Source organism: Parabacteroides caecihominis (assembly GCF_023656785.1).
Classification (GTDB): Bacteria; Bacteroidota; Bacteroidia; order Bacteroidales; family Tannerellaceae; genus Parabacteroides; species Parabacteroides segnis.
In genome coordinates this window covers 1-11,335 of the sequence record NZ_JAMOKS010000071.1, presented here as the reverse complement: position 1 = coordinate 11,335, position 11,335 = coordinate 1, and the positions used below count along the sequence as shown (strand labels likewise).

Annotated in this window: 8 protein-coding genes; 3 read left to right on the top strand and 5 right to left on the bottom strand. The window is 45.0% G+C overall.

The annotated features are described in order from the left end of the window. Positions 1–251: 251 nt before the first annotated feature. The 3 genes from NBH14_RS28195 to NBH14_RS28185 all read right to left on the bottom strand — a co-directional run bounded on the left by NBH14_RS28195 (position 252) and on the right by NBH14_RS28185 (position 3,616). Positions 252–1,601: a Gfo/Idh/MocA family protein gene (locus NBH14_RS28195; RefSeq protein WP_250817978.1), complete on the bottom strand. Its 1,350-nt coding sequence runs from the start codon at positions 1,599–1,601 to the stop codon at positions 252–254. 122 nt (positions 1,602–1,723) lie between these two features. Further along, positions 1,724–2,509: a porin family protein gene (locus tag NBH14_RS28190; protein ID WP_128134134.1), complete on the bottom strand. Its 786-nt coding sequence runs from the start codon at positions 2,507–2,509 to the stop codon at positions 1,724–1,726. Positions 2,510–2,521: 12 nt separating this feature from the next. Beyond that, positions 2,522–3,616 carry a PCMD domain-containing protein gene (locus NBH14_RS28185; RefSeq protein WP_186961921.1) on the bottom strand — a complete coding sequence of 365 codons (1,095 nt, stop codon included), beginning with the start codon at positions 3,614–3,616 and terminating at the stop codon, positions 2,522–2,524. A 192-nt stretch (positions 3,617–3,808) separates the two neighbouring features. Between NBH14_RS28185 and NBH14_RS28180 the strand changes: the two genes are divergently transcribed. Next, positions 3,809–5,122 carry a Gfo/Idh/MocA family protein gene (locus NBH14_RS28180; RefSeq protein WP_186961920.1) on the top strand — a complete coding sequence of 438 codons (1,314 nt, stop codon included), beginning with the start codon at positions 3,809–3,811 and terminating at the stop codon, positions 5,120–5,122. 79 nt (positions 5,123–5,201) lie between these two features. On the opposite strand, the gene NBH14_RS28175 is transcribed toward NBH14_RS28180, so the two are convergent. Further along, positions 5,202–6,722 carry a DUF4301 family protein gene (locus tag NBH14_RS28175; protein WP_186961919.1) on the bottom strand — a complete coding sequence of 507 codons (1,521 nt, stop codon included), beginning with the start codon at positions 6,720–6,722 and terminating at the stop codon, positions 5,202–5,204. 176 nt (positions 6,723–6,898) lie between these two features. Between NBH14_RS28175 and NBH14_RS28170 the strand changes: the two genes are divergently transcribed. Beyond that, positions 6,899–9,112, top strand: coding sequence for a RelA/SpoT family protein (locus NBH14_RS28170; RefSeq protein WP_186961918.1), 2,214 nt, complete (start codon positions 6,899–6,901; stop codon positions 9,110–9,112). A gap of 231 nt (positions 9,113–9,343) precedes the next feature. Here NBH14_RS28170 and NBH14_RS28165 read toward each other — a convergent pair whose 3' ends face one another. After that, positions 9,344–10,186 (bottom strand): mechanosensitive ion channel family protein, encoded by an 843-nt coding sequence (locus NBH14_RS28165; protein ID WP_186961917.1) that lies wholly within the window; start codon positions 10,184–10,186, stop codon positions 9,344–9,346. A gap of 159 nt (positions 10,187–10,345) precedes the next feature. Here NBH14_RS28165 and NBH14_RS28160 point away from each other — a divergent pair, with 159 nt between their 5' ends. Continuing rightward, positions 10,346–11,167 (top strand): tetratricopeptide repeat protein, encoded by an 822-nt coding sequence (locus NBH14_RS28160; RefSeq protein WP_186961916.1) that lies wholly within the window; start codon positions 10,346–10,348, stop codon positions 11,165–11,167. Positions 11,168–11,335: the final 168 nt, after the last annotated feature.

Genomic DNA, 11,335 nt, shown 5'->3' with positions numbered 1-11,335 from the left:
GGTCGATTTTAGCCAAAATTTGAGAACAAGAACTTTTTCCAGAACTAATTTTCTTTCTATTTACTATACAAAATGTCAAAGATCTTTTTGAGATATGTTTTTACACAGTCTCTTGAGAGGGGGAAGGGGGTGTGTTATTGTTTCGCTCTATAACTAGCTTTAACACACCCCTTATCCCCTCTCAAGAGGGGAATTGGTTACTCCCGGCACTATAAATAGATAGTTCAATCATTTCTATAATTACCCCCCATTTATTTCCAGTAAGGCAATGTATAAGGATTGCGATACTGATACCAGTACAACCGATGTGCAGCGGCTTCCTTATCATTGACGAAACTTAATGTAGCCGGATTCCATTTTACCGGACGATTCAGTTCGCGGGAAATATTTGCCAGACAACAAAGCGTATTAGTGCTGCAACCTACCTCTACCGGAGCAATCGGATTCTCACGTGAACGAACGCAATCGATAAAATTCTGCATATGAGGCGAACTTACTTCATATTCCCCTTTACCGACTTCTTTCTTCTTGGCTTTCAACAAGGAAGGATCCGAACATTCGATATAACCGCGTGCTACCTTCAGCCATCCTTTATCACCGATAAACTGGATACCCTGAGCATTCTCATTATCTTCCCGATAAGGCTGTTCGGTCATCACAATACCGTTGGCATATTTCATGGAAGCATATTTCTGTCCGTTATAACCTGCCGGAGTAAATTCTACCGGACCGGAACCGTCCATACCGATAGCAGCCTGAGCGATGTCAAACATATGGGCACCCCAGTCGGCCGTAAAGCCATTACCGGTTTCCTGATACCAACGCCAGGCTCCCCACAACTGTTCGTTCTGCTCCGGATCGAGAGAGATCGGAGGACAAAGATCCGGATGATAGTGTACCTTCGGATCATTCAACGGTCCCATCCATTGATTGAAGTTCAGATTTCCCGGCACAGGCATTTCCGGCAGATCCAACGGTTTTGGAGGTGCACCGACACGGGCATATATTTTCTCTACATGACCGATCGCTCCACTACGGACCAACTCGATCGCTTTCTGAAACTCTTCGCTCGAACGTTGCTGGCTTCCCACCTGTAGCACCCGCTTGTTATCGCGGACGGCTTTTACCATCGCCAGACCTTCGGCAATTGTATAAGCCAGCGGTTTCTGGCAATAAACATCTTTTCCCGCCTGACAGGCATGAATGGTTGTCAAAGCATGCCAGTGGTCGGGAGTTGCCACCTCGATCGCATCGATGTCCTTACGTTCCAGCATATCTTCATAAAACTCATAGCTGTCGCAACGCGGCGCTACGCCCTGTTGCTTCTGCCAGGCCGTAATTCTACGCACAAAACGTTCGCGTTTCATGGAATCTACATCGCAACCGGCAGCAACCTGCACACCCGGACAATTGGAAAAACTGGTAAAATCGGATAAACCTTGCTGCCCCAGCCCGATAAAGCCTAAAACAACCCGATCGCTCGGTGCGATGCGCACTCCATTGATCGACCAGCTGGGAAGGATTGTAAAACTGGCTAGTCCCAGTGCGGACAAGCCGAGGAATTTTCTTCGGGAAATTCCTTTCTTCTCGTTCTCTTTCATGGTATTAAATTATATTGGTCTTAAAAAATCAATACCGCAAATGTATAGAATTTATTGTAATAAATAAAAAAAGCGGGAATATTTGATGAAATATTCCCGCTGATATGATATTGTATTATAGCTTAAAATGCATAACCGAAGCCCATATTCAGATAAATCGGATACATGGCAAAAGTAATCGTATTAAAATCTTTCTTGAATATATCATTCATACCCCAAGTCAGATCGGCATACACATTCAAGTGTTTGAAGGCTTTCCATTCGCCTCCCAGCTGTAGCCCCCATGCAAAACGACGCAGGTCTTTGGAAAAATCGTAAGGAGCACTTTTACCGTCTTCAAATACGACTTTGTTACCGGTCGGATCGAGTTCACGCAAATAGCCGTCGTACACATCGCCCGTAAAATTACCTTCCATCCGATAGGAAACATACGGTCCGGCATTCAACTTCCAACGTGGAGAAACCCGCCAGGCAGCCAGCACAGGAACAGTCAGATACGAGTTATTTACCTTTGTCTTTACCTGCCCGGTCCAAAAGCCTTTCATACGTTCACCACCATCACCGATGATCTCCATGCTGTAATTCTTTACACGGGCATCTGTTTTCATACCTTTCGTTTCGAGACGTAAAGCAAGCATAATCCCCCAAGTGCGCGCCGGATTAAGCCACTTCGTTACATTCCCCTCGATGGCAATCTGCAATGTCGGGTTATAACTGTCGATGGAGCGTATCTCTTTCGGCAATGGCAATGGAGACGTCCCCCCGATACTGAATCCGGCTTTTACCTCATATTCCAACCCGATCAGATATGAATTGATGATACCGGCATTCTGGTCTTTCTGGGCAAACAGACTATGGCTAGTCAGCAATAATAAACCCAGGATACTTATAATTAATTGTTTTTTCATACTGTTTTATGTTTATTCTTCCACAGAATGGATCAGTTCGACTTCATCTATATATAATGTACTGCCAACTGCTCCGTTGAACAAATCACCTTCTATACTGGAAGAAAATACAATCGCCACATTATATTTTCCAGCTTTCAACTTATCCCGGTCGATAGTTTTACCCGGTCGCATATTAAACGGCAGATAGAATTGCGTCCATTCATCCGTTTCTTTCGCGTCTTCGATCCGTGCGACGGAGATCAGATTCGGATGGCTGAATTTATTAGTTCCATCCAGCATATTCACATCATCGGTCGTCTCATAAAAGATCGCATAGATATCAAATATATCTTTTTTACCGGAAACGATCTTTCCTGATTCGGAGAAATCCGGTCCTGCTTTGTACTTATAATATCCGGTCAGGTAAGTCGGCACATATTCGAACGGCATACCGAATTTGGTGGCTTTCAGAGCATTGGTAAGGGCACTTATTATATCGAATGTTCCCATAAACAAGTTACCGGCAGCAATCGGCATGTCTAACTTCGCGCCAAAACTACCGGTCGAACGAGTCACCAACCTTACACACTTACCTTTATAGCCTTTGTCAAAGGATAGCGTTGGAAAAGTATCACGGGGAGCTTTCATATCCGTCAGTGCAAATCCGGGATTACCGCTTGCCCAATCCATTATAGTGTTTCCGTTATCGTCTGTTTCATAGAAAACATCGTATTGGGCTGTACCTTCATGTCTGACCTGTTCAAAACTATATTGTGTACCGATACCGGTTATCACATAATTCACCTCATAGCGTTTCTTCCATTGTCCGTCTTCCGAAACGACAGTGTAATACTGCGGTTCGCTAAAATCAAGCGTCGTTCCGCTAGCCGGTGAAATAGAGGCTCCCGGTGTCAAAGTAAATTCGGGCGATTGTTTCGATAAATCAGTATTTGATTTAACCATCAATGTAATCTTATCATTTGTAATAATAGGATCGCGACGCAATATGTCGGCTGGTACTGTACAGGTCAGGATATCAGCTTCTGCATTCGGCGCCTCGTCCTGGATACAGGACATTCCCATAATACTTAAAAAAAGACAGGTTAATAAGCGTGTCAGCTTCATTTTGTTTCTTTTTTAGTGAATAATCCAATAATTACTTTTTCCATAAAGCGACTGCAAATTTACTTCCCTTTTTCGGATTTGTCTGCAATATTATGTTTTTATTACATATTTTATTGGGTAAAACCAGGCTTTCTTCCTATTTTTGATGTTTTACAAACAATTGTGTATCATCACCATTAATTCATTCAGACCATGACAACACGCAGAGATTTTATCCGGCAGGCTGCCCTTCTGGGAGCCGGCTTCTCGATGAACCCTTTCTTTATTAAAGCTAGTAGTAACTCAGTCGGTGCAAACGATAAGATCAGGGTCGGCCTGATCGGTTGCAAAGGGATGGGGTATTCCGACCTGCAGGCTTTCCTCCGCAATCCGGAAGTCGAATGTATCGCTTTAGCGGATATTGATGAAAATGTGTTAAATAACAGGGCTGCCGAGACGGAAAAACTAACCGGAAAGAAGGTAAAACACCTTTATAAAGACTGGCGGAAGCTGATCGACAACAAAGATGTGGACGTCGTTATCGTCGGTACTCCCGACCATTGGCACTGCCTCCAGATGGTTGCCGCCTGCGAAGCTGGGAAAGATGTTTATTGCGAGAAACCGCTAGGAAACAGTATCGAAGAATGTAACATCATGGTACGTGCCGCCGAGAAATACAACCGTGTCGTACAGGTCGGACAGTGGCAACGCAGCGACCCTCACTGGCAGGACGCAATGGCTTTCGTACATAGCGGGCAGTTGGGTAAAATACGTACCGTACGTGTATTTTCTTATCAGGGATGGTGTCCTTCCATTCCGGTAATTGCCGACGAACCGGTTCCGGCAGGTGTTGATTATGACATGTGGCTCGGCCCGGCACCCAAACGCCCGTTCAACCGCAACCGTTTCCATTTCACTTTCCGTTGGTTCTGGGATTATGCCGGGGGACTGATGACAGACTGGGGTGTCCACCTGCTCGATTACGCCCTCTATGGCATGAATGTGACGGCACCGAACTCTATTATGGCTTCGGGCGGCAAATTCGGTTATCCGGACGATGCCTGCGAAACACCCGACCTTCTGCAAACGATCTATACATTCGATGACTTCACCGTGATGTGGGACCATGCCATCGGTATCGATGACGGTGCTTACGGACGTAACCACGGACTCGGTTTTGTAGGAGAAAACGGCACACTGGTTATCGACCGCGGCGGTTGGGAAGTCATCCCTGAAAAGGTGAACGGCAAGGCTCGCATGGAAGCAGTCGCCCTGAATAAGGCTTACGGAGAAGGCGGCTTGAACCTCCACGTCAAGAATCATCTGGAATGTATCAAATCGCGCAACCGTAATTGTAATGCAAGCATCGAGATCGGCGCACATATCGCCAAATTCTCTCAATTGGGTAACATTGCTTACCGGACCGGAAAGAAACTTTCGTGGGACGGAACAAGTTTCCACGATGCAGAAGCTGATAAATATCTCTGCAAAGAATATCGCGCCCCCTGGGAGTTACCGAAAATATAAGCAGAATGAAAAAGGCGGGCTCTCACAAGTCCGCCTTTTCGAATGTTTAATTTAAATACTAACTATGGTATCGATCCGATCATTGATGCTCGGACCGTAGTAAGTCGTTAACCGTCTTTACCGGATTGAAAGTCTCGATAGGGACTTCTACAAATACGGTATTCCAGTCGCTCATTGCACCATTCCACAAACCGGGAAGTTCCAATGCCTTCAAATCGCGACCATCTTTACTCTTGTAAGAGATGAAACCGGTATTTTTATCTACATAATCAGGCAGATTATATTTTTCTCCTTTATGATTCTTCAATGCACATACCAGGTCAACCGGATTGAAGTGGGTGCCTTGTTCGAACATCGCTTTCTTTGCCGGATCTTTCAGGTCGATCTGCGAACTTTCCAGAATCTGCGGAGAGACAGTGCCATCCGGATTTTGTGCCAGGAACGGACCGCCGCCCGGTTCGCCTACATTCTTCACCATACCGCAAACACGCAACGGACGGAGCAGTTTGCTCTTGATATAGAGAATCAGTTCGGCATCTTCCAGCAACTTCGTATCCGGATTCTTGATACACAGGTCATCCTGCAAGAAATGAATCATTTCTTCTACCTGGTCATGTGAATATTTTCCTGTTTCGATCAGATTCAGATAATTGAATATACGTTCCTGCAAAGTAACCAACACACCGGCTATCACTTTCTTAAAGATAACAGTCGAACATTTGAAACTGTCGGGAACGACATTGTCGATATTCTTTACGAAAACGACATCGGCATCGATATCATTAAGATTCTCGATCAAAGCACCATGACCGCCCGGACGGAACAACAATTTTCCATTCTTGTCGCGGAAAGGATTGTTTTCCATATCGGCGGCAACCGTATCCGTACTCGGCTTCTGTACACTGAAGGAAAGATCATAGCCTACCGAGAACTTTTCTTCGTATGCCTGTTTCTTTTCTGATACCAACTGTTCAAACAAAGCCTTATGTTCAGGAGATACGGTAAAATGGATATTTACTTCACCGGCATTGTTCTTGGCATACATGGCACCTTCAGCCAGATGTTCTTCCATGGCAGTACGGATCGTTTCGCCTGCACGGTGAAACAACAACAGACCTTTAGGCAACTGTCCGTAATTCAAACCTTTGGCATCCAGCAAATTGAAAACTACCGCCTTATAATTGCCGGCAGCGATCAGTGCCGGAATATCCTTTTCTTCGTTTGCCAGGCAAACGGCATTCAATGCGTTATAAAAAGCGAAACGGGTAATCTCGCTAAAGAATTTCTTTTCAAAATCACTGGTCGGCACATCATAAGAGGCTGACAGAAACTCATACAGGTTCTTAAACATACGGCTGGCAGCACCCGAAGCAGGTACAAATTTCAGGATCCGTTTATTTTTAGCAAGATAGGCATCCCACGCATCCATATAAGTTGCCTGGTCCTCCTGCGATACAACCATTATACCTTTTTCTACTGATGCGGATGCGGCTATTTCCAGATAAGGGAAACCTTTGACGAAGCAGGCCAGTTGTTCTTCAATCTGCTGTTCGCTGATTCCTTTATCAGCCAATTGCTTTAAATCGTTTGCGTTTAACATAGTATATCTTTTAAAATTAGTACTCTTCGCATTGTGGCATAGCATTTTCCGTCTATGCTTCTCGCAAATGTATAAAAATACTGTTAGAATAGCATTGATATTCGAGGAAAAAAGATACTTTTACAGTATGTTTTACCGCCTGTCCTCAAATGGGCAGTAAAAAAGAAGATGCAACTATGGACATACAACCATTCTTTACGGAAGAAGAAAGAAAAGATTTCTTCTCAAAATACAGACAATTGGTACGTAGCCTCTACTCCTTTTTACATAGAGAGGATATACGGAAAATGAGAGAGTTGATGCAGCGCGTTGTCGCACTCGACTGTTACGGAAGAGACAAGAACGGCATCAACGGATTGATTCGCAATATTAATACTGCACTGATCGCAACAACGGAGATCGGGCTGAAACGGACTTCGGTCATCGCTCTCCTGCTCTATCGCCCGGTGCTGAAAAAGGTTATTACACTGGAAGAGGTCGAAAAGACGTTCGACGCAGATGTCACGCTGATCATTCAGCGCCTGCTGAAGACTTCCGATCTGTATGCCCGCAATACGGCCGTCAATTCTGAGAACTTCCATCACCTGCTCTTTTCTTTTGCAGAAGACGTCAGGGTGATACTGATTATGATTGCCGACCGCCTCTGCCTGATGCGCTTGGGCAAACAGTTGAAAGAGGACGACCGCCTGCGGCTCGCCACCGAGGCTTCATATCTGTATGCTCCCCTGGCCCATCGCCTGGGGTTATATACGATAAAGAGCGAACTCGAAGATCTGTCGCTAAAATACACCGATCCCAATCAGTATGATTTCATCAAGAAAAAGCTGAACGAGACCAAACGTTCACGCGACATTTATATAGCCGAATTCATTGCACCTATCAAGAAAAAGTTGCAGGAAGCCGGCTTGCGGTTCGATATCAAAGGACGTACCAAATCCATCCACTCGATCAACAACAAGTTGAAAAAGCAGAAGATCGAGTTTGAAGGTATATACGATCTGTTCGCGATCCGTGTCGTGCTGGATACTCCACTTAAAAAAGAGCGTTCAGAATGCTGGCAGGTATATTCGATCATTACCGACATGTACCAGCCGAACCCCAACCGTATGAAAGACTGGATTTCCATTCCGAAGACGAATGGATACGAGAGCCTGCACATCACGGTCATGGGCCCGCAAAACAAATGGGTGGAAGTGCAAATCCGTACCCGCCGGATGGATGAGATCGCCGAACGCGGACTGGCAGCCCACTGGAAATACAAAGGCGTGAAAGCCGAAAGCGGACTGGACGAATTCCTCAATACCGTGCGTGCCGCCCTGGAAGAGAAGGAGAACAACCCGCTCGACCTGATGCAGGATTTCAAGATGGACCTGTATAAGGACGAAATCTATGTCTTCACACCGACCGGCGAACTGATCAAACTGGCGAAAGGGGCCACCGTGCTCGACTTTGCCTTTGCCATCCATTCAAAGCTGGGATGCAAATGCGTTTCCGCCAAGGTAAATGAAAAGAACGTACCTATTAAATATGTACTGAACAACGGGGATACGGTTTCGGTCGTCACCTCTCCAGCCCAGACGCCTAAACGCGACTGGCTGAACATTGTTGTCACCTCCAAAGCCCGTGTAAAGATCAAGCAGGCCCTCCGTGAAGAGACAGCCAAAGCAGTCGACTTTGCCAAGGAGATGCTCCAACGCCGTTTCAAAAACCGGAAGATCGAGATGGAAGAACCTCATCTGATGCGTTACATCAAGAAGAAAGGATTCAAGACCGTCACCGACTTCTACATCGAAATAGCCGAAGAACGCCTCGACCCGAATAATGTGATCGACGAATATCAGGAGTTTGTCCGCAAGGAAACCGAGACCAACGACCGTTCGGAAACCCGTAGTGCCGGCGAATACATCACGACCACCGAAGTGGAGGAAATATCCACCAACAAGGACGTTCTGGTAATCGACAAGAACCTGACAGGGATTGAATACAAGTTGGCAAAATGCTGCAACCCGATCTATGGTGACGAAGTATTCGGATTCGTTTCCACCCAAGGCATCAAGATCCACCGGATGGATTGCCCGAACGCGCAGGAGATGTTCAGCCGTTTCGGTTACCGCATCATCCGTGCAAAATGGAGCGGAAAAGGCGACAACGGATATGTGGTAACCCTTCGCGTTGTCGGTAGGGACGATATCGCGATCGTCACCAACATCACCTCGGTGATCGGAAAAGAGAATGGCGTCACGCTCCGTTCGTTGAACATAGATTCGGTAGACGGGATATTCCAAGGTAACTTTGCCGTACTGGTGAGAGATACCAATTCGCTGAATATGCTGGTCAAGAAAATAAAATCAGTCAAAGGAGTCAAGACGGTAGACCGCCTGAATTCATAAGAAAAAGGCTCGCCATAACGGTCGAGCCTTTTTCTTCTTTTACAATCAAATAATTAATACTAAAGTAATAAAATAAAGTTCTTTGTATTTTTACCTTAAAAACATTTTCTGTTATTCACTTTTAAATTGATAGACAAAGATAAATCTTTTTGTTCAACTATTAAACGTATTACCGCCCGTCAGACGAACCCCAACGGTTATTGAACAAAAAGATTTATTTTAAGGACAAAATCAGTCTTTTGCCTGATGCACCGTCAGTTGCGGGAACGGGAACCCGATACCTTCAGCATTGAAGGTTGCATAAATAGCTTTATTGGTATCAAAATAAACGCCCCAGTAATCGGAACTTTTTACCCATACACGCACAACGACATTGACACTACTATCGGACAGCGCACTCAAGGCTATGAAAGGAGCCGGTTCGTTCAAAACACGTGCATCCTGTGCAAGAACGGATTCGATCACTCTCTTAACATGCTCGTAATCGCTCCCGTATTCCACACCGAAAGTCCATTCCACACGACGCGTCGGCTCATTACCGATATTGGTTACCACCCCGCTGCTCAATGAGCCGTTCGGAATAAAAATATTTTTATTGTCTGCCGTAAGCAAAATAGTATGGAAAATCTGAATCTCCCTCACCGTACCGCCTACACCCTGCGATTCGATATAATCGCCCACCTTATACGGCTTGAACAAAAGGATAATCAACCCGCCGGCAAAGTTCGACAGGTTTCCGCTCAACGCCATACCGATAGCGACACCGGCAGAAGCAAGCAATGCTGCAAATGAAGTCGTCTGTACTCCCAACGCCCCTACAACGGAAATGATCAACAGGATCATCAACGTAACATTCACCAGACTTCCTACAAATGTTTTAACAGACGGATCAAAATCACGTTTCGTTAAAATACGGCGAACAAGTTTGTTAATCATGCGGATAATAAACCGTCCTACAACGAAAACAATGATAGCTTTAATAATTGTCCACCCTAAATGACTACCCTGCTCTATCAGGGAATTGATAAAACCTTCCAATTTCGGATTGGATGCCAACACATCTAATAATATCATATTTCTATCTATTTTAATTAAACACTTTTATCTTATAACAATCAAAGCATCGAAAAGTCTTATAAAATGTGGCAAAGGTATAAAGTTTTTTTAATCCGGCGGCAGAACAAGATATTTGCGTAGCTTTGCGACGATCAAATAACAGATAAAAACAAGAGAATGAGATTACTGCTGATATTCATCACTTTTATCCTGGCAACAACTAACTGTTTTGCCCAATCGTATGAGGAACTGATTGAAAAAAGTTACGACTTTCTGGATAAGAAAGATCTGGTGTCTGCCGAAGAAAGCCTGAGGGCCGCCATGCGTCTGGAGCCGGGAAACCCTATGAACTATGCCTTGTTGACAAACCTCGGAAGTATCCAGCGCCGCCAGGGCAAGCTCCAGGATGCACTGCTTTCCTATACGGCCGCACTCAGCGGACGTCCCAACAATCCGACTATCCTGGAGAACCGCGCCTCTCTCTACTCCGAGTTGGGAGAAACGGAGAAAGCGCTGAATGATTACGATGCCTTACTGATCGTGGAACCGACAAACGAAGAGGCTCTTTACTGTCGCGGACTGATCTATATCCAAAAGAAGAATTATATCTGGGCGGAGCAGGATTTCGATAAAATATTAGAGATGAACGAAAAGTCCGTCCGTGCCCGTCTGGGACATGCCATTCTTGAAAAGATGCGTGGTAACTATGAGGAAAGTGAAAGAATCTTCAACTACCTGATCAGCCAGATGCCCCGTGACTGGCTATTGTATGAAGGTCGTGCCGATGTGTATTTCATGATGGGCAAGAACGCCCGCGCCATGGCAGATATTAACAAGGTATTTATTGAAAGTACTCCCAGCGCTTCCCTGTATGTGCTGAGAGGAAAAGTTAAACTGGCCCAGTATGAAAAAGAATCCGCCGCAAAAGATTTCCTGAAAGCACAGGAGATGGGCTATGACCAGACAATCATTGACGAGTTGATAAAGATGACAAAATAAGAATCTATTTAGAAATAATTGAGCTATATGTTTATAGTGACGGGAGTAACCAATTCCCCTCTTGAGAGACTGTGTAAAAACTAGTCTTTGAAAAAGTTCTTTGAAATTTTGTTAAGTAGTAGAAAGAAATTAACTTCGGCTATTCAAAAGCATGAGTTATGAACTATC

Coding starts and splice junctions, on each gene's coding strand:
- NBH14_RS28195 (WP_250817978.1), bottom strand. CDS start 1,601: ATGAAAGAGAACGAGAAGAAAGGAATTTCCCGAAGAAAATTCCTCGGC.
- NBH14_RS28190 (WP_128134134.1), bottom strand. CDS start 2,509: ATGAAAAAACAATTAATTATAAGTATCCTGGGTTTATTATTGCTGACT.
- NBH14_RS28185 (WP_186961921.1), bottom strand. CDS start 3,616: ATGAAGCTGACACGCTTATTAACCTGTCTTTTTTTAAGTATTATGGGA.
- NBH14_RS28180 (WP_186961920.1), top strand. CDS start 3,809: ATGACAACACGCAGAGATTTTATCCGGCAGGCTGCCCTTCTGGGAGCC.
- NBH14_RS28175 (WP_186961919.1), bottom strand. CDS start 6,722: ATGTTAAACGCAAACGATTTAAAGCAATTGGCTGATAAAGGAATCAGC.
- NBH14_RS28170 (WP_186961918.1), top strand. CDS start 6,899: ATGGACATACAACCATTCTTTACGGAAGAAGAAAGAAAAGATTTCTTC.
- NBH14_RS28165 (WP_186961917.1), bottom strand. CDS start 10,186: ATGATATTATTAGATGTGTTGGCATCCAATCCGAAATTGGAAGGTTTT.
- NBH14_RS28160 (WP_186961916.1), top strand. CDS start 10,346: ATGAGATTACTGCTGATATTCATCACTTTTATCCTGGCAACAACTAAC.